Annotated in this window: 21 protein-coding genes; 19 read left to right on the top strand and 2 right to left on the bottom strand. The window is 37.2% G+C overall.

Features of this window, described 5'->3' with window-relative positions; genetic code table 11:
* Positions 1–41 precede the first annotated feature (41 nt).
* The 10 genes from pdxA (at position 42) to IW22_RS00255 (ending at position 9,242) form a co-directional block, all read left to right on the top strand.
* Positions 42–1,133 carry a 4-hydroxythreonine-4-phosphate dehydrogenase PdxA gene (pdxA, locus tag IW22_RS00300; protein WP_034723237.1) on the top strand — a complete coding sequence of 364 codons (1,092 nt, stop codon included), beginning with the start codon at positions 42–44 and terminating at the stop codon, positions 1,131–1,133.
* Between the two features lie 84 nt (positions 1,134–1,217).
* Complete coding sequence (locus tag IW22_RS00295) at positions 1,218–1,748, top strand: YceD family protein (RefSeq protein ID WP_034723236.1); 531 nt, start codon at positions 1,218–1,220, stop codon at positions 1,746–1,748.
* 66 nt (positions 1,749–1,814) lie between these two features.
* Complete coding sequence (gene rpmF / locus IW22_RS00290; protein WP_007843326.1) at positions 1,815–2,018, top strand: 50S ribosomal protein L32; 204 nt, start codon at positions 1,815–1,817, stop codon at positions 2,016–2,018.
* A gap of 127 nt (positions 2,019–2,145) precedes the next feature.
* Positions 2,146–2,625 (top strand): acetyl-CoA carboxylase biotin carboxyl carrier protein, encoded by a 480-nt coding sequence (gene accB / locus IW22_RS00285; protein ID WP_034723234.1) that lies wholly within the window; start codon positions 2,146–2,148, stop codon positions 2,623–2,625.
* Positions 2,626–2,725: 100 nt separating this feature from the next.
* Positions 2,726–4,081, top strand: coding sequence for an acetyl-CoA carboxylase biotin carboxylase subunit (gene accC, locus IW22_RS00280; protein WP_034723232.1), 1,356 nt, complete (start codon positions 2,726–2,728; stop codon positions 4,079–4,081).
* 333 nt (positions 4,082–4,414) lie between these two features.
* The gene (tssD, locus tag IW22_RS00275; protein WP_034723231.1) at positions 4,415–4,822 is read left to right on the top strand and encodes a type VI secretion system tube protein TssD; all 408 of its coding nucleotides are present in this window, start codon (positions 4,415–4,417) and stop codon (positions 4,820–4,822) included.
* 235 nt (positions 4,823–5,057) lie between these two features.
* Complete coding sequence (locus IW22_RS00270) at positions 5,058–5,849, top strand: hypothetical protein (protein WP_131401663.1); 792 nt, start codon at positions 5,058–5,060, stop codon at positions 5,847–5,849.
* Positions 5,850–6,094: 245 nt separating this feature from the next.
* Positions 6,095–7,342, top strand: coding sequence for an ornithine--oxo-acid transaminase (rocD, locus tag IW22_RS00265; RefSeq protein WP_034723229.1), 1,248 nt, complete (start codon positions 6,095–6,097; stop codon positions 7,340–7,342).
* Positions 7,342–8,097 (top strand): glycosyltransferase family 2 protein, encoded by a 756-nt coding sequence (locus tag IW22_RS00260; RefSeq protein WP_034723226.1) that lies wholly within the window; start codon positions 7,342–7,344, stop codon positions 8,095–8,097. Before rocD ends, IW22_RS00260 begins: the two co-directional genes overlap by 1 nt.
* 401 nt (positions 8,098–8,498) lie before the next feature.
* Positions 8,499–9,242 (top strand): polysaccharide deacetylase family protein, encoded by a 744-nt coding sequence (locus tag IW22_RS00255; RefSeq protein WP_051890852.1) that lies wholly within the window; start codon positions 8,499–8,501, stop codon positions 9,240–9,242.
* On the opposite strand, the gene IW22_RS00250 is transcribed toward IW22_RS00255, so the two are convergent.
* Positions 9,239–10,318, bottom strand: coding sequence for a glycosyltransferase family 4 protein (locus tag IW22_RS00250; RefSeq protein WP_034723224.1), 1,080 nt, complete (start codon positions 10,316–10,318; stop codon positions 9,239–9,241). The two genes, IW22_RS00255 and IW22_RS00250, sit on opposite strands and share 4 nt — an antisense overlap.
* A gap of 59 nt (positions 10,319–10,377) precedes the next feature.
* Between IW22_RS00250 and IW22_RS00245 the strand changes: the two genes are divergently transcribed.
* From IW22_RS00245 to IW22_RS00210, 8 genes are all read left to right on the top strand, one after another.
* Positions 10,378–11,355, top strand: a complete 978-nt coding sequence (locus IW22_RS00245) for a glycosyltransferase (RefSeq protein WP_034723222.1) — start codon at positions 10,378–10,380, stop codon at positions 11,353–11,355.
* Entirely contained in the window at positions 11,352–12,539 is a 1,188-nt protein-coding gene (locus IW22_RS00240; protein WP_034723220.1) for a glycosyltransferase family 4 protein, read from the top strand. The genes IW22_RS00245 and IW22_RS00240 overlap by 4 nt, the downstream gene beginning before the upstream one ends.
* Before the next feature lie 65 nt (positions 12,540–12,604).
* Entirely contained in the window at positions 12,605–13,852 is a 1,248-nt protein-coding gene (locus tag IW22_RS00235) for a glycosyltransferase family 61 protein (RefSeq protein WP_051890849.1), read from the top strand.
* A gap of 263 nt (positions 13,853–14,115) precedes the next feature.
* Complete coding sequence (locus IW22_RS00230) at positions 14,116–14,886, top strand: T9SS-dependent choice-of-anchor J family protein (protein ID WP_034723218.1); 771 nt, start codon at positions 14,116–14,118, stop codon at positions 14,884–14,886.
* 2 nt (positions 14,887–14,888) lie between these two features.
* Positions 14,889–16,829 (top strand): PQQ-binding-like beta-propeller repeat protein, encoded by a 1,941-nt coding sequence (locus IW22_RS00225; protein WP_034723217.1) that lies wholly within the window; start codon positions 14,889–14,891, stop codon positions 16,827–16,829.
* 123 nt (positions 16,830–16,952) lie between these two features.
* Positions 16,953–17,861, top strand: a complete 909-nt coding sequence (locus tag IW22_RS00220) for a glycosyltransferase family 2 protein (RefSeq protein WP_034723215.1) — start codon at positions 16,953–16,955, stop codon at positions 17,859–17,861.
* Positions 17,862–18,081: 220 nt separating this feature from the next.
* Positions 18,082–19,806, top strand: coding sequence for a glutamate--tRNA ligase (gene gltX / locus IW22_RS00215; protein WP_034723214.1), 1,725 nt, complete (start codon positions 18,082–18,084; stop codon positions 19,804–19,806).
* A gap of 48 nt (positions 19,807–19,854) precedes the next feature.
* Positions 19,855–20,811, top strand: coding sequence for an acetyl-CoA carboxylase carboxyltransferase subunit alpha (locus IW22_RS00210; RefSeq protein WP_034723213.1), 957 nt, complete (start codon positions 19,855–19,857; stop codon positions 20,809–20,811).
* Between the two features lie 63 nt (positions 20,812–20,874).
* On the opposite strand, the gene IW22_RS00205 is transcribed toward IW22_RS00210, so the two are convergent.
* Positions 20,875–21,603, bottom strand: a complete 729-nt coding sequence (locus IW22_RS00205; protein ID WP_034723212.1) for a DUF6759 domain-containing protein — start codon at positions 21,601–21,603, stop codon at positions 20,875–20,877.
* A gap of 143 nt (positions 21,604–21,746) precedes the next feature.
* Here IW22_RS00205 and tsf point away from each other — a divergent pair, with 143 nt between their 5' ends.
* Entirely contained in the window at positions 21,747–22,574 is an 828-nt protein-coding gene (gene tsf, locus IW22_RS00200; RefSeq protein ID WP_034723209.1) for a translation elongation factor Ts, read from the top strand.
* The last annotated feature ends 131 nt before the right edge of the window (positions 22,575–22,705 follow it).

The following is a 22,705-nucleotide window of genomic DNA, read 5'->3' as shown; positions in this document are numbered from 1 at the left end:
TTTGCTAAATTTGTAAATTATAATCTTCAAAGATAATCAAAATGAGCCCAAAAAACCATAAAGTACGAGTAGGAATTTCAATAGGTGATTTTAACGGCATCGGTCCGGAGATCATCATGAAGTCCCTGACAGACAAAACCATTACGGATTTTTTCACTCCGGTGATTTTTGGCTCGGGAAAGTTATTTACCTTCCAGAAAAATATTTTCAAGCTGAATCTGAACTTCAACTATGTGAATGAAGCTTCGCAGGCCCAGCCGGGAAAACTGAATATGGTGAACCTGACCAAGGATAATGTGAATGTAGAATTGGGTGTTCCGACGGAAGAATCTACCAAAATGGCCATTGAATCTCTGGAACTGGCGACTGAAGCCTTAATGAAAGGGGACATCGATGTACTGGTTACAGCACCTATCAACAAAGATGAAATGGTGAAAATGGGCTTTAAACATGCCGGACACACAGGCTATTTTGAAGAGAAATTCAGTAAAAAAGGACTGATGTTCTTAGTGACGGAAGATCTGAAAGTAGCGGTTTCCACCCACCATATTCCGATTGCCAGCGTAGCAGAAAATATTTCCAAAGAAAAAATAAAAAAACAGATCAGAGCCCTGAATCAGACCTTGATCGAAGATTTCTGTATACAGAAACCAAAGATCGCCGTATTGGGATTGAATCCTCATGCAGGAGACGGAGGCGTGATCGGAAAAGAAGAGATCGAAATTATAGAACCGGCTATCAAAGAACTTTCTGACAACGGAATACTGGCTTTCGGTCCTTATCCTGCAGACAGCTTTTTTCAGCCGAATAAGTACAGAAATTTCGATGCGGTTTTAGCCATGTACCACGATCAGGGACTGGCACCGTTCAAAACTTTAGCTTACGAGGAAGGCGTGAATTACACGGCCGGACTTCCTTTTATCAGGACCTCTCCGGACCATGGAGTGGCGTATGATATTGCAGGAAAAAACATCGCAGATGAGCAGAGTTTTACAGAAGCGATCTTCACTGCTATTAAAATATTTAAGAACAGAAGCGAATATAATGATCTGATGACCAACCGTATGCAGCCAAGGAAAATGGTTGTAGACAACGGAGTAGATGAAGATCTGCCTGATGAAAATGAAGGATAATTCGTTAAAACAAATTTTAAATTAATTTGTTATGGATTTTATTTGTTATTATAAAAAAATTGCATATTTTTGCACACTCATTTTATGGACAAGTTAAGAAACTATGACGTAAGCTTTTCCGGACTCAAAAACGGGAAGCACGTGTTCAAATTTGAGATAGATCAATCGTTCTTTCAATTATTTGACACTGAACAGGAATTTACAAATCCTAAAATAGTAGCCGATGTCTACCTTGAGAAGCACACTACGTTTTTAGAATTTGAGATCAAAGTAGACGGGACAGTAGAACTCATTTGTGATCTCACGAATGAAGAATTCGACTATCCTATTGAAAACGAGATTGGAATTTTGGTGCATTTTGGTGAAGAATATGACGACAGCAATGAAGATGTCATTACTATTCCAGCCTCAGATCATGCCTTTAACGTGGCACAGCTGATCTATGAAAATGTACAGCTTTCTATACCGATGAAAAAAGTTTCACCGAATGTAAGCGATGAAGATCTTGAAATCCTAAACAGGTTCAGTCCGAAAGATATTGAAGAGCCTGAAGAGGAAGAACATGAGAGCGACCCTAGATGGGAAGCGCTGAGAAAGTTAAAAGACAATAATTAAATAAAATAATTTAAATATGATGAGATGATGAATCTCATCGCTCATCAATTAAAAAAGTTATTCAAAATGGCACATCCTAAGAGAAGACAGTCGTCCACAAGAAGAGATAAGAGAAGAACTCATTATAAAGCAGTAGTTCCTCAATTAGCGAAAGATGCAACAACTGGTGAACTTCACCTTTACCACAGAGCTCACTGGCATGAAGGAAAACTTTACTACAGAGGTAAAGTAGTATTGGAAAAAGAAGTAGCAACTACAGAAGAAAACTAAGAGTCGCTTTTCACTGAAAAAGCCTCATTTTAATACAAAAACCGCCCGATTTTGATAAAATTGGGCGGTTTTTTGTTGTTTTTTATGTTTTTTTGGTATCTTTGACCCAAAATCAAATATCAAATTTATGGACATTAAAGACATACAAAATCTTATCAAGTTTGTATCTAAGGCTGAAGTTTCAGAAGTTAAATACAAAACTAAAGATTTCGAGATCACTATTAAAACTCCATTAGCTGGTAGCGATGCGGTTTATGCACAGCCAGCGGTATACCACACAGCTCCTCAGGCAGCGGCTCCAGTTCAGGCAGCAGCTCCAGCAGCAGCACCGGCTGAAAAAGCGGAAGCAGCATCTGATGACAGTAAATATGTAGTGATCAAATCTCCAATGATCGGTACTTTCTACAGAAAACCATCTCCGGATAAAGATGTATTCGTAAATGTAGGTGACGAAGTTTCCGTAGGAAAAGTAGTTTGTGTCATTGAAGCAATGAAGTTATTCAACCAGATCGATTCTGAAATCAGCGGAAAAATCGTGAAGATTTTAGTAGACGATGCTACTCCGGTAGAATACGATCAGCCTTTATTCTTAGTAGATCCATCTTAATTTAGAGGTTAGATGTTAGACATTAGATGTTAGACTCAATTCTGCATTCAAAATAACATTAATCTAATTTTCAAATTATCTAATTTTCAAATTGAAGAAGATGTTCAAAAAAATATTAATAGCCAATCGTGGCGAAATTGCAATGCGTATTCTACGTACTTGTAAAGAAATGGGGATCAAAACCGTTGCGGTATACTCTACAGCAGACAAAGACAGTCTTCACGTAAGATTTGCTGACGAAGCCGTATGTATCGGTCCTCCTATGAGCAAAGACTCATACCTTAAAATCCCTAATATTATCGCAGCAGCAGAGATTACCAATGCTGATGCTATCCACCCGGGTTACGGATTCCTTTCTGAAAATGCTAATTTCTCAGGAATCTGCCAGAAAAACAACATCAAGTTCATTGGTGCTTCTCCTGAGCAGATCGAAAAAATGGGTGATAAAGCCAATGCCAAAGCGACGATGAAAGCTGCTGGAGTACCTTGTGTACCTGGTTCAGACGGACTGATCGAATCTTATGAGCATGCTGTAAAAGTAGCTGAAGAAACAGGATATCCGGTAATGATCAAAGCTACCGCAGGTGGTGGTGGAAAAGGAATGAGAGCTGTGTGGAAAGCCGAAGACCTTAAAGATCACTGGGAATCTGCTATTCAGGAAGCTGTGGCTGCCTTCGGAAACGGAGGAATGTACATGGAAAAACTGATTGAAGAGCCTAGACACATTGAGATTCAGGTAGCTGGTGACCAATACGGAAAAGCATGTCACCTTTCTGAAAGAGACTGTTCTGTACAGAGAAGAAACCAGAAACTGACTGAAGAAACACCTTCTCCTTTCATGACTGACGAGCTTCGTGAGCAAATGGGTGCTGCCGCTGTAAAAGCTGCTGAATTCATTGGATATGAAGGTGTAGGTACTATCGAATTCCTTGTAGACAAGCACAGAAATTTCTATTTCATGGAAATGAATACAAGAATCCAGGTAGAACACCCTATCACTGAGCAGGTAATTGACTATGACCTGATCAGAGAGCAGATCCTTCTTGCTGCGGGAACTCCTATTTCAGGAATCAATTATTACCCGAAACTGCACTCAATCGAATGTAGAATTAATGCTGAGGATCCTTATGCAGACTTCAGACCATCTCCGGGGAAAATTACAGGACTAAACATTCCTGGCGGACACGGAATCAGAGTAGATACTCACGTTTATTCAGGATATACTATTCCTTCGAACTATGACTCAATGATCGCTAAGCTTATCACTACGGCTCAAACCCGTGAGGAAGCTATTGCTAAAATGAGACGTGCACTGGAAGAATTCTATATTGAGGGTGTGAAAACTACCATTCCTTTCCACAGACAGCTTATGGATAATGAAGATTATCTTGCTGGAAACTATACTACAAAATTCATGGAGGATTTTGTAATGGATAGAAAATATGATAATCACTAAGATTATTTTATATATAAATTGTAAACTGCCTCATTTCGGGGCAGTTTTTTTATTTATCAACATTCATAAATTTTAATCTCCAACAAATATTTACCCCATTTCATTTTCTTACCCCTCCAATCTCCCTCCCTATTGGAAGTTCATAAATACTTAACATTAAAACTTATAAACAATTGATTATCAGTAAACAATTTACCTAACAGTTGTTAGTCGAAGAATTACGACACTTTTTAAAATTTATTCAAAAACTTTTTTCTGATAATATAATTACTTCTATTTTTGGTGACATAACATAACAAACCACACAATATTAACAATTAAAATTTACTTATCATGGCAGAAAGAAATTCAAGAGGAATTTTAAAATTCAACGGCGGTGAAGGGCAAAAGTTATTAAAACTTAACTACAGTGTATCCCGTTCTACAGACGTATCAGGAAGAGTAGCATCAGATCCTTCCAATGCATTGATCAAAATCACAGTAGAAGCTACTGAAAAATCTGACATCCTGGAAAGTCTTCTTAACGGAAAGTACAAGCCTACAACCGGAGAAGTAACATTCAACAAATCTCACGAAGAAGGAACACTGACTACTTTGAAGTGGGAGAACGGATATGTGATCCAGCACGAAGTAGATTTCGATGCGGTAGATGACAACAGTATGTACATCAGCTTTGTGATCAGCGCAGAACAAATCGATCTTGGAACTTCTTCTTACAAAGGAGAATGGCCTTCATCTTAAGAATGTAATTTCCTACATCAAAAGAAACAACAGACAGAATGGTAGTCCCGGCAGAAGGGGTGCTGTTCTGTCTTTTTTGACTGTACTTATTCCTTTTACAGCTAAAAATGGATATGCTGATAAAACGAAACCAACTACACCCCTTCATTAAATCAGACTTGAAAAACACAATAATGATTTGATATCAAATGTTTCTCAGATAACTGGAGAAGAAGTTCACACCAATAAAAAAAGCATGGAAGAAAACCGGGTAAAACCTTTTCAGAAATATTCAGGGAGCCACATTTATCATGTGGAAAACTCACTTGAAGTACAGTTTGGAGAAAAAAAAGGCTTCCACTCTTCCTGTAAGCTCACTATACAGGAAACCGAGAATGAAGACCACACCAAAAACTGGCTGATAGAAAAAATAGAAGGCGCTCCCCTGCCGTTTGAAAACGACTTTTTGGAAATTCTCCATGAACTGGAACAGAGCTCTTATCCTGTTGAAGTGAAAGTGGATGAAAAAGGCGTGTTTCTCAGTGCTTCAGATCATCAGAAAGTTGTAGAAAACTGGAAGCAAAAAACTGCAGGAATTCAAGAAAAACACCAAAATGCAGAGGTATTCAGGAATCAATATCTGAATGCTTTGGAAAATGAATCTCTTTTTTATACCAATAAACGGAAAGAGCCCTTCTGGAATCTTCTCTTCTTTGCACCATCTTATGTAGACAATGGTGAAAAAACACACGAAACTTTTACGTGGAATATAAAAGGAATCGGAGATGTGGAATGCGCCGGAACCATCCTGGCCGAACAGAAAGATTATGGCTTTGATGCTTTTTTCATCTCAGAAATCAGCATTCCAACTGATATAAAAGAGGAAATCGATAAAAAATACCAACACAGAGCAGAACAGTATACGGCAACGCTTACCATTCAAATGGAATACAACTCTCCGAAGAGGCAGTATTCAAAAAAGAAAGCTGACTTTAGTCTTTCGGACGGAGAAAAAACAGTATACCGTGAAATAAGCAGTAGTATATAACCTGATGAGAATAACGAAAACAGCATATCCCAAAAATGGCTATGCTTTTTTTCTGAAATCTTCAAAGAAAAAAAATCACATATGATAAAGATATAAAACCTGCTTTGTCTTATTTGTAAAAGGAATATTTTCTAAAACAGCCTAATCCAACCCTAAAATACACTTTAATTACTGGCGTGTACCGTATTACGTTTTTGTTCATACATCTCATTAATAATGCTTAAATTTGTCGAAAACCAAAACATATGTCAACAGCAGCAACAGCAAAAAACTCACAGTATTTTATTGACCTTGAAGACAAACATGGAGCGCATAACTATCACCCTCTTCCAGTGGTTCTTGACCGCGGAGAAGGCGTTTTTGTATGGGATGTAGAAGGTAATAGATATTATGATTTTCTTTCAGCATACTCTGCTGTGAACCAAGGACATTCTCACCCGAAAATTGTAGCTGCTTTAGTAGAGCAGGCTCAAAAACTGGCCCTTACTTCAAGAGCATTCTACAATTCGAAATTAGGTGAATATGAGCAGAAAATCACTACCCTTTTCGGATTTGACAAGGTTCTTCCTATGAATTCCGGAGCTGAAGCCGTAGAAACTGCCGTAAAATTAGCCAGAAAATGGAGCTATGAAGTAAAAGGAATTTCGGAAAACGCAGCCAAGATCATTGTTTGTGAAAATAATTTCCACGGAAGAACAACCACGATTGTTTCGTTCTCCAATGATCCCGATGCCAACCAGAACTATGGTCCTTTTACACCCGGATTTATCAAAATTCCTTATAATGATACCGCAGCATTGGAAGAAGTATTAAACAGAGAAGCAGGAAATATCGCCGCATTTTTAGTGGAGCCTATTCAGGGTGAAGCAGGTGTGTATGTTCCGGACGAAGGTTTCCTGAAAAATGCTTCCGAGCTATGTAAAAAACATAATGTACTTTTCATCGCAGACGAAGTTCAGACCGGTATCGCAAGAACAGGGCAACTGATCGCTTGTCACCACGAAAATGTACAACCGGATATTCTGATCTTAGGAAAAGCCCTTTCCGGAGGAATGTACCCTGTATCTGCTGTATTGGCTAACGATTCTATCATGAATGTAATTAAGCCGGGACAACACGGTTCTACATTCGGAGGAAACCCGATTGCGTGTGCTGTAGCAGTAGCCGCATTAGATGTAGTAGCAGATGAACAGCTTTCAGAAAGAGCAGAGCAGCTGGGTCAGCTTTTCAGAGCAGAAATCGAAAAGATCATTGAAAAGAACAGTCTTATTACCAAAGTAAGAGGAAAAGGTCTTTTAAATGCTATTTTGATCAACGACACTCCGGACAGCTCTACAGCATGGAATCTATGCTTACAGTTAAAAGAAAACGGCCTTCTTGCAAAACCTACCCACGGAAATATCATCAGATTGGCACCACCTTTGGTGATTACCGAAGAGCAGCTTTTAGACTGTGTCAAAATCATTGAAAAAACTATTACAGAATTTCGTTAATGAAGTTATCAGTCTGTTATATTGTTTTAAATGGGGAAAGAGTCATTGAGCAAAGTATCAGTAGCATCCACGAGATAGCTGATGAGATCATTGTCGTTGATTCTTTTTCCACAGACAAAACTGAGGAGATCTGTAGCGGGTTTCCGAAGGTAAAATTTATCAGAAAAAAATTCCACGGCTTCGGCTGTCAGAAAAACTATACCCTGTCTGAAGCTTCGGGAGAATGGATCCTGTTCCTAGATTCCGACGAAGTTCCTGATGAAACGGCAGTTAATGCAATTAAAGAAATTTTAAAAAGTCCGAACCCTCCCTATAAAGTCTATGAGATCCACTTCAACAATATCCTGCTGAAGAAAACCATAAAATATGGCGGTTGGGGCAACGTGTGGAGAGAAAGATTCTTCAAAAAAGGTCACGGAAAATACACCGATGATCTGGTCCATGAATGTTTCATCACTCAGGATAAAAAAGGAAAACTACCGGGAAATATCAACCACTATACCTATAAAAGCATCGCCCATCATATTGAGAAAATCAATAATTATACTCAGCTGATGGCCGAGAAAAAGGTTTTGAACGGAAAATCGGTATCGCTTTTCAAAATTATCTTTTCTCCCTTTTATGATTTTACGAAAACCTATTTTTTAAAGTTTGGTTTTCTGGATGGGGTAGCCGGATTTTATATTTCTATCACCGGAGCGTTTTATACGTTTCTGAAATACATCAAGATCAACGAGATTTACAAATTCAAATAATATCTTTTGAATTAAAAATATAAACAGCCGGACTGCCTTACACTTATTGCAGCCGGCTGTTTTTTTTGATCATCCCTGATTCAGTTTCAAAATGCAATTGGTTGTAGATAGTCGAATACCCTCTGTTTATCTTTTAACCACCTTTATTCAGCCTTATTTTTTTTAGCTTTGTCATCATCCGGCTGTTCAGTTGTTTAAATCTTATTTTAATGTATTTTTAAGCTAGTGCATCTAATAATTAATTAAATTTGAAGATTGTAACAGATGTCTGTTTTTGTAGACTCATCTACTATTCAAGAAATAATTAGTCAGTAAATAAAACAATAGAATTATATGGATCGTAGGTAATTTTTATAGGTATAAATTCCATAAAACATGCGATTTTCAAAATTCATATAACCATGCTCAGATTTGCAAAAAGGACACTTGGATTTTCAAAAGAGGAGAGTGTCCGTATCCTCATGTATCATAAAATTCTTCCGGAGAAAGAAATTTCCGGCAAAGATTGTCTGACCGTTTCGGCTGAAAGTCTGGAAAAGCAGTTTCAATATATTAAAAGCCACTACAATACCTTATTTTTCAATGATCTGAATAAAGACCAAACATTGAAACATAAGCTTATTCTTACTTTCGATGACGGCTATCTCAACAATCTTCAGTATCTGGTTCCCTTATTGGAAAAATATCAGCTGAAAGCTACGATCTTCATCCCTACCGGGCTTATCTCGAATGATCAGTCAGACAAAAAACGCGAAATGATGACATTCGATGAGATCAAATCTCTTAATCCTGAACATGTAGAGATTGCGCTGCACAGCCACACCCACCGAAACTATTCACAAATCTCGCTGCAGGAAGCTGCTGAAGACATTCAGGAAAACATCCGCACCCTGGAGGAAAAGCAGATTCCCTTTACGAGGGTACTCGCCTACCCTTACGGTAAGTTTCCTAAGAAAGGTGAACAGAAAAAACAATTCTTTTCGATACTTGAAAAAGCAGGAATCACTTCTGCGGTACGTATTGGTAACAATATTGCCTATTATCCGTGGAAGAATAAATTTGAGATCAAAAGAATCGATATCAAAGGGGGCGACAGCTTTGATATTTTCAAATGGAAATTAAGGCTCGGGAAAATCAAGCTTTAATTCAGAAGCTCATGGTAGAGTTTTTCATACGCTCCTGCCATCTCCAGATATCCGAACTTCAGAGCTCTTTCCTTTAACTGAGAGGCATATTCGCCTGTTTTAGAGCCATACGTCTGCATTCCGGAAGCATAGACATGCTGCATGTGTTCTGCAGAGAAATCATCAAAATAAAAAGCCAAATCCCCTCCTATTTCAGGAAGACTCGTCAGCTTGCTTAAAAAGACCGGTTTTCCAAAATACATCGCTTCCACAGGTGGAATTCCAAAACCTTCCGCCAGTGACGGGTGACAGTATGATTCACAATGCTGCAAAAGGAAATATTTTTCATTGTTATCTACATTTTCCAGGATATGTACCCTGTCTTCCAATCCCAGCGTTTTTATTTTTTCCAGAAATTTTTCTTTATAGGCTGATTTTGCCGAAGAAGTAACCAGCACCAATTCTCTGTCATTTTTTGAAATAAGATCAAGAAGAACTTCCTGATTTTTTTTTGGGAAAAGCACCCCGATGTTTAAAATATATTTTTTTCCGATAAAACTGTATTTATTTTTAGAGCTGAAGTCTGTGGTTTCAGGAAAAATCAGTCCGTTGTAGATCACTTCTACTTTCACATTATTTTTTAGTGTAAAAAGTTTTCTGTTTTTAAGAAAGTCTTCTTTTACAAATTCTGAGATACAGACCACAGCATCCGCATTTCCGATGTTTTTCTGAACGAGCTTTGTCGTCTTTGCTATTTTTTGTTCAGAACTGTTGTCGTGAAGAAAATTAAGATCGTGGAGTGTAACTACCTTTTTTTGCCCGCTTTTAATGGTATGAAAATATTCAGAAAGCTGATGTGTCGTATGAATAAGTGAAAAAGATCCGGTGTTGACAGAAATTTTCTTTTGCCAAAACTTCCAGTCGATCATTTTAAAGTTTTTTTTCGTGTCCGGAATATTTTTTTTTGGACCATAAAAAGCATACTCAAAATCAGAGCCTTTTTCGTCCAGACCCTTTATTAATGAAACACATACGTTTGCAATTCCAGACTTCGGGTACTTCAATCTTTCAGCATCAATTAAAATTTTCTTTATCATTATGGCCAGGCTTTGCATCAAAAATATAAATTTAAATATGAAATTTTTATTTTTGCAGTATGAAAATTTGTTTAATCAGCTTCGATTTCTGGCATTATGATGAACACATAGTGGAAAAACTGAGTGATAGAGGCATTCAGGCGTGCCATATCAACATCGGAGCCTTTACCCATAAAAATACTGGTGAGCGTATAAAAAACACTTTCAGCAAAATTTTTCTGGGCAAAAACCCCAAATATTACAAAAGACAAAGTTTCATTCTTGAATCTCTGGAAAAAATCGGAAAGCAGGATCAGATTCTGGTCATCAATCCTGAAGCTATTGACGAAAGCATCCACCAAAAGATCAGAGAATATGCAGACCGTAATATTGCCTACCTTTACGACAGCATGGCAAGGAATCCTGCTACACACCTTCTGCACTATTTTGACACTATATTTTCTTTTGATGATAATGATGTAAAGAATTTCGGATTCGAAAAAATCACCAATTATAATTATCTCGATCATGTTCCGGCATCCAAACAGCGTCCGAAACTGGATCTGTTCTACATCACGTCATACGATCAGAAAAGGCTTTCTGCGCTCAATCTTCTGATCAACAGGCTTTGCCCGATGAAAGTTAAGTTTGAGGTGTATATCGCTGGAAAGAAAGGCTGGAAAAATAAGCTGAACCAGATCATTGACAAAAAAAATATTGAGATTTTAAAATTCGGAAGAAAAAAAATACCTCATCATGCTCTTCCGACTTATTATAAAAACACCAAAGTTATTCTTGATCTGATGCGTGCCGACCAAACAGGACTGAGTTTCAGGATATTTGAAGCTATGGCTTTGGAGAAAAAGGTGATCACCGATAATCCGACCATTAAAACTTATGATTTTTACAATCCTAATAATATTTTGGTGCTGGATAAGAATTTCCGCAATGTAAAAAAAGAATTTTTCAATACGCCATACGAAAAACTGCCTGAAGAAGTTTATTATAAGTATACACTCGACCATTGGGTAAACACAGTATTTAAACTGAATTCATGAAAGAAATAAAAAATGTACTTATTGTCACCCGGGAATACCAATCTTCCCGCACCCCTAAAGTAGGTGGTACAGGCGTTTTTTATAAAAATTTATGTGCAAAACTTGTGAAGAGAGGTATCTCCGTTCATGTTTTCCTGATCTCAAAATATACGTTTGATATAGAAGAAGATGGCGTGAAGATCCACTCTGTTAAAGATATCTTCAAAGCTAATCCCCTTCTTGAACTGCTAAGATCTTTTACGGGAAAAGTGAAAGCTTTTGAACAGATTCATTTTAAAACCTATTTATCAGAGAAAAAAATAATATCTGATACCATAAGTGCCTGGATCAAAAAAAACAATCTTCATTTCGATATTGCAGAAACCCATGACTTTGACGGTCTGTCACTTTCTATCCATAAAACCATTCCTTATGTGATCCGATGCCATGGCTCCTGGTCTGTCCTGGAGAAATATTTCGGCTATAAAAAAGTTCATAAAGGAAGGATCTTCTGTGAAAAAGCTGCTTTTAAAGAATCAAAAAATATTATTACGATCTCAAAATACAACGAGACCATCAATAAAGACTTATTTGATATCAAAAATCCAAAGCTGATCTACAACGGCATTGATGAAAAATTCTACAAACCTGAAGAAGATGCGGAAATTATTCCTAAATCCGTCTTTTATTTGGGCAACGTCTCTTTTGAAAAAGGAGCGGAAACTCTGATCAACTCTTTTATTCAGCTTAAAAAAAATCATCCCGAAGCATCGCTACATTTCATAGGAAATCCGAATCATTATCCCGCCTATATCACGGAGCATATTCCTGATCATGAAACACGGAATTCCATCCATTTTTATGGCAATAAACCGGGTCCTGAAATTGTAAAGCTTATCAGTAAAGCAGAGGTAGTATGCTTCCCCTCCAAAGGTGAAAATTTTAGCTTATCTTTGCTGGAAGTAATGGCCATGCAAAAACCGGTTGTATGTTCTTCTATAGATTCGTTTAAAGAGATCATACAGGAGCCTGTAAACGGCCTTATTGCTGAGGAAGGAAACTTCCATGAAAAGATAAGTCTCATTTTTGAAGACGATGATCTGAGAAACAGGATATCACTGAATGCCCGGAAATTAATTGAAACCAGATTTGGCATTGATAAAATGGTTGATGAAACCATCCGTTATTACCAGGAAATGATATAGAAAACAACATTCTACACCTCCGGAAATAACGACCGAACTTCTTAGGTCATCCTAAGTTTTAGAGTATGAATGCAACGGAACAAATTGAAAATTTAGAAAAACAGCTTAAAGCGCTTAGAAAAAAATATTATATCAAGTCTTTTTTCAGAAGGGCAAAAAGGCTTGTAACCGATTTTTTACCGCTGGATTCTATCCCCTCTGAGTACTGTACAGAAAAAATTTTGGTCAGCGAAAAGCAAGAAGCAGAACTATTTTTGCCTAAAACTTTTGATGCTCCCCAGATTTCTGTGAAAACGCCTAAAAATGCTATAGAAATTCTCGCACTTAAGGATGTACTCTGTATCCCTAATTCCACGTATTTTTTAAATCTGAAAAAAGATGCTATCTTCTACGAAAGATGGCATGACGACGACAGGATTACATATGTATACAATACCAACAATCTGTTGCAGCACTCTATGACACTTGCGAAAGTAAGAAATCATAAGAATGTGTATTATGACGAGGAAGCGATTTTCCTGGGTGGAACTTTCACCTTCAATTATTATCATTTTCTGGTAGATATTCTTTCTAAAGTTGAGTTTTTTAAATACATCCCTGATGCGAAGAATAAGCTGATCATTATAGATCAGGATGTACAGAAGGTTGAAAATCTGAAAGATCTTCTGATGTTTTTTCTGAAGGATTATAAAATTCTATTCCTGAGCCACGAAAAAAATTATTACCAGTTTAAAAAGCTGTGGCATATCACCAGTACCAATTATGCGGTCCCGAATATTATGCCGGGTGTAAAATATGAGGCTGGATTTGCCAAGCTGTCGAAATCTTCTCTGCAGTATCTCAGAAAAACGGCTTTCGATAATCTAGACCTAAGTAAAGTCCATATTGAGCCTGTTAAAAAAATATTTATTTCAAGGAGATCCCAGTATAGAAAATATAACGATGAGGAGATCTTTGAAACGGCAAAAAAATATGGATTTGAGGAAGTTTTCTTTGAAGATCTCAACATCCACGAACAGATCTATATGGTCAACAACGCTGATTATATCATAGGACCAAGCGGGGCGGCCTGGACGAACGTTCTGTTTGCAAAATCAGGAGCCAAAGGTCTCAGCTGGTTCAGTTCGGTGTGGGGAGATTTTGCTATTTTCTCTACATTGGCCAAAGAAGTGAATTTCGATCTTAATTTTTATATTTATCCACAGGATTACGAAGGCTTTCATGAAGATTACAGGTTAGATCCTGAGATTTTTGACAAATATCTGAAGCAGTTATTCAACCTTCCTTCTACAGAAATTCAAAATCATTCGTAGTCTGTTTCCTGAAACAATAACTCACCATTCGCGATTCTATTAAAACAGAAAGCAAAATTAAAGAAATTCAAACGTATTAGTTTATATCTCAATTGTTTGAAGTAAAAACAAATATATTTTTTTATTTGAATTAATCTTTATTTGTTTTCCTGTTGTATTCAAAAATAATGTAAATTTCCCGGGTCAAAAAGCGATTTTACTTAAGATCACTTTTTGACTTGTTTTTAATTATAAATCAATCTGTTATCTAGAAAAAAATACTCATGAAACTGATTTTTACAGGTCTTTTATTCTTCAGTTCGTTCTTTTACGGGCAGTTTTCTGATAATTTTAATAATCATGACCTTTCAAAAGCTCCTGAAGAATGGGCTGTTTTAAGAGGGACAAATGATGCGGGAGATGATTTTAATAACTGGCAGTTAGAGAGTCTGAATAAAGATGGATCTGACAAATGTTTCTTTGCAAGATATGAGAATTCGGGTGAATTAAATGAAGACTGGCTGATCAGTCCAAAAATAGATTTAATTGGTTATGAGGGTAATTTTCTCACATTTTTGCAACATAACTCATTTGTTGGCAATTCTACAAAATACGAGATCAAAATATCCACAGATTCACAGCTCGATCGTGATCAGTTTCAAACCGTTGCTTCTTATACTGATGCATCATTCGGCAAAAATTTCAGCCTGAAAAGAATCAATTTATCAAAATTTGACAAAAAACAAATCTATATTGCATTTGTAAAGAAAGATGATGATGGCAATAACTGGTTTATAGACAATGTTTCGGTTAAAGGAAAACCTGTATCTGAAAATGGCAAATCATTATTTTACCCTAATCCAACATCAGGAGAACTTAATATAGAAAAAACCGTTACATCTCTTCAGATATTCAGTATGGATAACAGGTTACTAAAAACCTACTCAGATATCAATTCCATTGATATTTCAGATCTGCCGGCAGGAATATATCTCCTTAAAGGAACCTACGAAAATAAAGAAGTTTTTGAACAGAAAATTGTAAAAGAGAATTAACGATGTCTAGAACTAAAGTGCAGATCTTTGCAGGCTTTATCACCCTGTTTTTGCTTCAGAATTTCATCTTTGGACAAAACTATCTGGTAGGATTTTCAAAGGAATCTATCAATCCAAACGCTACCATCCTGTCATCTCCTCTCGCCGGCTTCGGTGATCCAAAACAGGGAAGATTCAGTATCAGTTTACAGGAAACTGGCATCGCACAAAACGCTGTTGCTATGTGTTCTTCTGATACAAAATTCTACATGGCGACAAGTGACAATAGACTTTGGCAGGCTGAGATCAACGCCAGCGCACCCAACTGGATTTCTATTGGAACGGCATATTATGTAACGGCTCTGGCCTATGGAAACGGCAAACTGTACGGCACAGACAAATACAATAAACTGTGGACAAGAAACGCAGATGAAAATGATAGCCCGTGGACTAATATCGGATTGGCCTATGAAACGACCGGACTTACTTTTCTCAATAATAAACTGTACGGAACCAAGAAAAACAATACGCTTTGGGTAAGAGATACCAGCCCGTTTAATGTACCCTGGAAAAATATCGGAAAAGCCAATGCCGTACGATCATTAACCAATGATGGAACGAACTTAATTGCTTTGTCTAAATATGACAATGATTTGTGGACAAGAAATATTTCATCTTCTGACGAAAGCTGGTCAAAAATCGGAACGCCTAACCGTACCACTTACGGTACGTATTTATCAAATATTGCCTATACTAATAATAAATTATACGCAATCTCCAATAAGAATAAATTATATTACGCCCAGCATAACCAGACCCCGATCTATGCATATGCTTCCTATTTTGAAAAGAACTCAAAAAAAGCACTTATTATTACCCTGGATTTGTGTGGCATTAATTATTCTTTTTCACATAAAATAAAGACTGAGATAAAAAATGCATTTAATATCGATGAAAATGCAATTTTAATCAATTGCTCCCATACCCATTATGCCCCTCTGTCTCAGGGTTATTCCTGCCTTCAGGACTTTTACCGCAATCCTGACCCCAAATACCTAGATATCGTAAAAAATTCTGTTTTAACAGCTACCCAAAATGCAATTAACAATAAAACAGACAGTGATTTAAGTTTTGTAAAGGGCAAAACCAATATAGGGTACAACAGGGCAGACATTGCTAAAGATCTGGATAACAATATTACTATGGTAATGGCTAAGCAGAGCAATACAAATACCGTGAATGGTGTCATCATGAGTGCAAGTACCCATCCTGTCTGGCACGCCCAGCCCCGTGATTTCGTGACCATTTCATCGAATTATGTAGGCGCTACAAGAGATAAACTCGGTATCCTAAAGAACATTAACAATGTACAGCTTATGCAGGGATGTGCAGGTGATATTAATCCTTATAAAACAGACACTCCTGATCAAACGGCTAATAAACTGACTCAGGATTTCAGTAACTTATTTTCGGCATCGTCATCAGCTGTTACCGGGGAAATTTCTGTTAAATTTGACTCCATCGCTATCCCGCTTAATAATTTCACCTTCAATAAGGCGGTGAGTATTAAAAAAGCCAACACAGGCAAATACGACCAGACCTCTGAAAGAAATGTAAGATGGGCTAACAGAATTATTCATCAGTATACTTCCGGTACACTTGCTAAATCTGCAATGGTTTATATCCAAATTTTAAAGATCGGTGACTGGAATATTATCGCTTTGAGCCGGGAAGCCGTTTCTCAATATGCTATTGATCTATACAGCCATTTCAATCCAATGAAATTAACGGTATTGGGATATTCCAATGATGTATCCAGCTATCTTCCCGTAAAGTGGCATATCAAAAAAGCAGGCCCCAACTATGAAGGATATGAAAGTTTTTTTATTTACGGACAAAGCGGAATCCCTGCAGATAATGTGGAAGATCTTATATTAGCAAAAATATACACCATGATGCAATAAGCTTGAGAAAGAGAAATTCTGATTATACTGTTTCTATTTCAAAAGATTATCATACTTTCATTCCAGATTATGGCAAGAAAATCTAACGATTCAGTCTTCCAAAAATTATTAACTGATTAAACAATGAATACTCCTCCACTTGTAAGCCTTATCATCATCACTATGAACCACGAAAAGTTCATTGAGCAGGCCTGCATGTCCGCCATTTCGCAAACCTACCCCAATTATGAAATCATCCTGCTGGATAATGCTTCAAGGGATAAGACTTTTGAAAATGCAGAGCGCGTGCTTTCCCAATTTGGTCAGCATTATAAAATGATCAGGAATACGGAAAGTTTCGGGGTGGCTAAAAATATCAACATTGCTGTTTCTAAGGCTTCGGGAGAATATGTTTCCCTGCTTTCCGGAGATGACTGGTATACTGAAGACAGTCTTGCAGAGAAGGTAGCCTACATTCAGGAAAATCCGGTAGACTTTATCCTCTCGGACGGCTATAAATATTATCAGTCCGAAGATACCACAACAGATGCCTACACTCCGAAAGAGAAAAAGCAGGTCATAGACAGTCTCCCGAATTTTTTCCATGAAAATGTATCTGAAAACAGAACTTCCAATGTAGGAACATTTGTAAAAACAGAATTGCTCGTAAAATTTCCTTTTGATGAAAGCATCAATACGGAAGACTGGGACATGAATCTGAGACTTACATCCAAAGGGTACAAGATCGGATTTATAGACAAAAAACTCTTCTACTACAGAATTCTTTCCACCAGCCTTTCGAGAAACTGGAAGCTGATGAAAGATTCTTATGAAAAGGTGACCCATAAATACATCGATTATATAAAAGCTGATCCGGAGCTTTATAAGAAATACAGACTTAAGCTGATCCACTTCAGGTACGAAATTTTTTTATCAGAAACGGATTCAGAATCTGAAAAAGAAAAACTGCGAACAGAATGGAAAAAAGAAAAGTACAGGGTTAAATATAAAAACCCGGTCCTGTTCTTTAAACTGCTGATGCTTAAAAAATAGAGGAAGAGATGGCAATATGAAGCAGGAAGTTATTCAAGCCCAAATCAGATTTTTATTCATTCCTGAAACTCATATCATTAAAATTTAGGGTTATTGTTAAAAATTATCGTCCAATTATAGCTTCAAGCCTTCCGTTTCAAGCCTCCAGCCCTATTATCGTAATTTTCATAACCCGAACTCAGGTAATTTTAAGTAAATTTGCACCAAAATTTTAATTGAAATGGAGAAAGTAAGAGTTCGTTTTGCTCCAAGTCCTACCGGACCTTTGCATTTGGGAGGCGTAAGAACCGCATTATATGATTATCTTTTTGCTAAAAACCAGGGTGGTGAATTTGTCCTTCGAATTGAAGATACAGATACCGCCAGATATGTGGAAGGCGCTGAAGAATACATAGAAGAAGCTTTAGAATGGTGCGGCATCATTCCTGATGAAAGTCCTAAGAAAGGAGGAAAATTTGCACCTTACAGACAGTCTGAAAGAAGAGATATCTACGACAGATATACGGAGCAGATCCTGAAAACAGACTATGCCTACATCGCTTTTGATACGCCTGAAGAGCTTGATGCCGTCCGTGCAGAGTTCGAAGCGAAAGGAGATGTTTTCTCTTATGACAACAAAACCAGAAACCAACTGAGAAACAGTCTTGCCCTTTCTCAGGAGGAAGTTCAGAAATTATTGGATGAGAAAACCCCTTATGTGGTAAGATTCAAAATGCCAATTGACAGAACTTTAAATCTTGAAGATATTATCCGTGGACATTCTTCAGTAAATACCAATACTTTAGATGATAAAGTTTTAGTGAAAAATGATGGAATGCCAACCTATCATTTCGCCAACATCATTGATGACCACGAAATGGAAATTTCTCACGTGATCCGTGGTGAAGAATGGCTGCCGTCTTTAGGTCTACATACTTTACTGTACGAAGCAATGGGCTGGGAAGCTCCGCAGTTTGCGCACCTTTCACTGATTTTAAAACCTGACGTTTCAACGTTAATCAATAAAGATAATATTGACAGTATTACAAAATCTTTCACGGAAGAATTTATAGCCAAAAACAATGAATTTTCTTTTGAAGAATCTGCAGCACTTATTAAATCTTTCTTTTCTGAAGTAAAAAGTCCAAGATTCAAATCGATGTTGGGTGAAAATGAAAAAGATAATTCATTAACCGCTTCTGTAAAACAGTTTTTAAAGAAAGGACTTTCCGGAAAATTAAGCAAAAGAGACGGTGATAAATTCGGATTCCCTGTATTCCCGTTAAATTTTACAGATCCTAAAACAGGAAATGTATCTAAAGGGTACAGAGAAAGCGGTTATCTTCCTGAAGCATTCATCAATATGGTTTCTTTATTAGGCTGGTCTCCTGCCGACGATAAAGAAGTTTTATCCCTGGATGAAATGGCAAAAGAATTTGATTTAAATAAAGTTCATAAAGCCGGAGCAAGATTCAGCAAAGAAAAATCAGAATGGTTCAATCACCAGTATATCCAATTAAAATCTGACGAAGAATTGCTTCAGATTTTAAAAAGCTCAGATTTAAATTTAAATATTGAGGATGAAAAGCTGCTAAAAATTATCAGCTTGATGAAAGAAAGAGCTACCTTCCCGAAAGATATCTACGAAAACGGGAAATTTTTCTTCGAAGCGCCTGCTTCTTATGATGAGAAAGCATCCAAAAAAGCATGGAACGACGAGACTTCTGCCGTTTTAGGAGAATTTGCAGAAAACCTTGGTACCATTGAATATACTTCAGAAACTATCAAACAGGCTATCCACGATTTCGCGGAAAACAAAGGCCTGGGAATGGGAAAAGTGATGATGCCACTCCGTTTAGCCTTAGTTGGAGAACTGAAAGGCCCGGACGTTCCGGATATCATGGAACTTATTGGAAAAGAGGAAAGTATCTCCCGAATAAACAATGCTATCAATAATTTTAAATAGTTTTTCATAATTTTTCATAAATTTGAAAGATTTAATTTACTTCAAGAAATGGAATATTTAAGTTTCGAACTTCCTATAAAAGATCTAATGGATCAACTTCAGACCTGTTCTTTAGTAGGAGAAGAAAGTGGTGTTGATGTAAAATTAGCATGCAGCCAGATTGAGGATAAGATTTTGGAAAAGAAAAAAGAAATCTACCAAAACCTTACCCCTTGGCAGAGAGTACAACTATCCCGCCATCCGGATCGTCCTTATACAATCGACTATATCAACGGAATGGTAGACAAAGGAAGTTTTCTGGAACTTCACGGAGACAGAAATTTCGCAGATGACCCGGCCATGATCGGCGGTTTAGCTACATTGGACGGTCAGAGAGTAATGATCATCGGAACCCAGAAAGGGAGAACGACCAAAGAAAGACAGTACAGAAGATTCGGAATGCCGAATCCTGAAGGATACAGAAAAGCTTTGCGACTGATGAAGCTTGCTGAGAAATTCAACATTCCTGTAGTCACTTTAGTAGACACGCCAGGAGCTTATCCTGGTCTGGAAGCTGAAGAAAGAGGACAGGGTGAAGCTATCGCCAGAAACATTTTTGAAATGGTTCAGCTTAAAACGCCTATTTTCACCTATATCATTGGTGAAGGAGCAAGTGGTGGAGCTTTGGGAATAGGTGTAGGAAACAAAGTATACATGCTTGAAAATACATGGTATACGGTAATTGCTCCGGAAAGCTGTTCTTCTATTTTATGGAGAAACTGGGACCACAAGGAAGATGCAGCCAATGCATTGAACCTTACCCCAAAAGATGCTTTAAGAGAAAAATTCATCGATGGTATTATTGAAGAACCACTTGGAGGTGCTCAGTATGACCCGGAAACAGCTTATCTGAATCTGAAAAATTCAATTTTACAGAATATCAAAGCGTTTTCAAAATTCTCAGGACAGGAACTTGAAACCCAAAGGCAGGAGAAATTCATTGCAATGGGACAGTTTAAAGGATAAAAAATAAAACGGTTAAGAAATATTTCTTAACCGTTTTTGCTTATAGTTTCCTTCTTATTGGTATCATTCGGATACATTCAATGCAATCTCAATATCTTTATCGATCTTTTTCAGAGAAGAATATTTAGCGTCACACACCATGGTGGTGAGTACATATTCCCCTTTATCGATGAGGATAAAATTCTCTCCTCTGGCAGGAACCGTCAGATTATAATATTTTTTTCCGCTTATTTTTACAATCAGATTACAGCTTGATCTGTTCTTAATATTGATATATGCATCATTTTTACTGATGTCATTATTAAAAAGATGGGTAAGCATAGCAGCTGTTCTTTTGTTTTCCTCACTGGGTTCCGCTTTGCTGCTCGTTTTTCCGGTACTTTTCGCAGATCCTACAGAAGCATAACTGACCGTTCTCTCCGACTTTGCGGTTGTAGTTGCAGGCGCAGCTGTATTTGCAATTGTTTTTCCGCTGTTCAGTTCGTTATTCTTAACAATTTTTTCAATTTTCTCTTTACTGATTGGTTTAATGGTAGGTTTAGCTTCAGGAGAATTATCTGCCATGATCATATCGATCAGTTTTCTTTTAAAATAATCTGATTTGGCGTGTCCGGGGTTTTGTTTCAGGAAACCGGCGATCACTCTGGCCTCTTTTGAAGCCTCCGCATCCTGCTCTGTATAGATGATTACCGTTTCTTTTTCTACCACAGCCTTAGATTTCGATTTTTTCTTTTTTTGGGAAAAACCTAGTGTAAAAATGCAGAGAAATATGAGTAGAAAGATTTTTTTCATTAATCAAGTCTTTAAAATAGTATTAAATATATCAATAACGTGAAAAGTCATTTTTTAGTTTATCATTAAAATCATTATCTTTGCCCTGCTCTAAAATTAAGCTAAAAATTAATACTAATCTTAAATAAAAAATAATAGATATTATGTCTTATACACCAGTTGCTGCAGACGTAGCGAAATTAAGAAACCAAACAGGTGCAGGTATGATGGACTGCAAGAAAGCTCTAGTTGAAGCAGAAGGAGACTTCGAAAAAGCAGTAGATATCCTTAGAAAAAAAGGACAGAAAGTAGCTGCAAACAGAGCTGACAGAGAATCTTCTGAAGGTGCGGTAATCGCTAGAGTAAACGAGGACAACACTTTAGGTGTGGTAATCTCTCTAAACTGCGAAACTGACTTCGTTGCAAAAAATGAAGCTTTCATCGAACTAGCTTACGAATTAGCTGAAATGGCTATCTTCGCTGCTACTAAAGAAGAGCTTTTAGCTACAGATTTCCACGGACTTACTGTTGCTGAAAAATTAATCGAGCAAACAGGAGTTATCGGTGAGAAAATCGAGATCGGAGCTTTCGAAAGAATCGAAGGTCCATTCCTTGGAGCTTACATCCACGCTGGAAACAAAATCGCAGCGATCACTTCACTTTCTGCTAAGGTAGATGGTGCTGACGAAGCTGCTAAGTCTGTTTCTATGCAGGTTGCTGCGATGAACCCTATCGCTTTAGACGAAACCAGAGTTTCTCAGGAAACGATCGACAAAGAATTAGAGATCGAAAGAGAACTTCTTGTAAAAGAAGGTAAGCCTGAAAACATTATCGACAACATCCTTAAAGGTAAAATGCAGAAATTCTACAAAGACAACACATTGGTACACCAGTCTTTCATTAAAGACGGAAGCATCTCTGTTGCTGACTATGTAAAATCTGTAAATTCAGACCTTAAAGTAACAGGATTTGTAAGAATTAGCTTAGCTTAATCTCTTTCAAAGAAAATACGGATCCCGGTGAATATTCACCGGGATTTTTTATGGAATCATGCGCCGCTGTTAACCTAATATGAAGTGAATCTTAAATATTCATCAACTTAACCGTAAGTGTCTATTTATGA

The sequence above is a fragment of the Chryseobacterium sp. JM1 genome, from assembly GCF_000737715.1.
Classification (GTDB): Bacteria; Bacteroidota; Bacteroidia; order Flavobacteriales; family Weeksellaceae; genus Chryseobacterium.
This window is presented reverse-complemented; position numbering and strand designations above follow the sequence as displayed.

Bases quoted from the DNA above. Each gene is read 5' to 3' on its own strand.
- pdxA (WP_034723237.1), top strand. From the start codon at position 42: ATGAGCCCAAAAAACCATAAAGTACGAGTAGGAATTTCAATAGGTGAT.
- IW22_RS00295 (WP_034723236.1), top strand. From the start codon at position 1,218: ATGGACAAGTTAAGAAACTATGACGTAAGCTTTTCCGGACTCAAAAAC.
- rpmF (WP_007843326.1), top strand. From the start codon at position 1,815: ATGGCACATCCTAAGAGAAGACAGTCGTCCACAAGAAGAGATAAGAGA.
- accB (WP_034723234.1), top strand. From the start codon at position 2,146: ATGGACATTAAAGACATACAAAATCTTATCAAGTTTGTATCTAAGGCT.
- accC (WP_034723232.1), top strand. From the start codon at position 2,726: ATGTTCAAAAAAATATTAATAGCCAATCGTGGCGAAATTGCAATGCGT.
- tssD (WP_034723231.1), top strand. From the start codon at position 4,415: ATGGCAGAAAGAAATTCAAGAGGAATTTTAAAATTCAACGGCGGTGAA.
- IW22_RS00270 (WP_131401663.1), top strand. From the start codon at position 5,058: ATGGAAGAAAACCGGGTAAAACCTTTTCAGAAATATTCAGGGAGCCAC.
- rocD (WP_034723229.1), top strand. From the start codon at position 6,095: ATGTCAACAGCAGCAACAGCAAAAAACTCACAGTATTTTATTGACCTT.
- IW22_RS00260 (WP_034723226.1), top strand. From the start codon at position 7,342: ATGAAGTTATCAGTCTGTTATATTGTTTTAAATGGGGAAAGAGTCATT.
- IW22_RS00255 (WP_051890852.1), top strand. From the start codon at position 8,499: ATGCTCAGATTTGCAAAAAGGACACTTGGATTTTCAAAAGAGGAGAGT.
- IW22_RS00250 (WP_034723224.1), bottom strand. From the start codon at position 10,318: ATGATAAAGAAAATTTTAATTGATGCTGAAAGATTGAAGTACCCGAAG.
- IW22_RS00245 (WP_034723222.1), top strand. From the start codon at position 10,378: ATGAAAATTTGTTTAATCAGCTTCGATTTCTGGCATTATGATGAACAC.
- IW22_RS00240 (WP_034723220.1), top strand. From the start codon at position 11,352: ATGAAAGAAATAAAAAATGTACTTATTGTCACCCGGGAATACCAATCT.
- IW22_RS00235 (WP_051890849.1), top strand. From the start codon at position 12,605: ATGAATGCAACGGAACAAATTGAAAATTTAGAAAAACAGCTTAAAGCG.
- IW22_RS00230 (WP_034723218.1), top strand. From the start codon at position 14,116: ATGAAACTGATTTTTACAGGTCTTTTATTCTTCAGTTCGTTCTTTTAC.
- IW22_RS00225 (WP_034723217.1), top strand. From the start codon at position 14,889: ATGTCTAGAACTAAAGTGCAGATCTTTGCAGGCTTTATCACCCTGTTT.
- IW22_RS00220 (WP_034723215.1), top strand. From the start codon at position 16,953: ATGAATACTCCTCCACTTGTAAGCCTTATCATCATCACTATGAACCAC.
- gltX (WP_034723214.1), top strand. From the start codon at position 18,082: ATGGAGAAAGTAAGAGTTCGTTTTGCTCCAAGTCCTACCGGACCTTTG.
- IW22_RS00210 (WP_034723213.1), top strand. From the start codon at position 19,855: ATGGAATATTTAAGTTTCGAACTTCCTATAAAAGATCTAATGGATCAA.
- IW22_RS00205 (WP_034723212.1), bottom strand. From the start codon at position 21,603: ATGAAAAAAATCTTTCTACTCATATTTCTCTGCATTTTTACACTAGGT.
- tsf (WP_034723209.1), top strand. From the start codon at position 21,747: ATGTCTTATACACCAGTTGCTGCAGACGTAGCGAAATTAAGAAACCAA.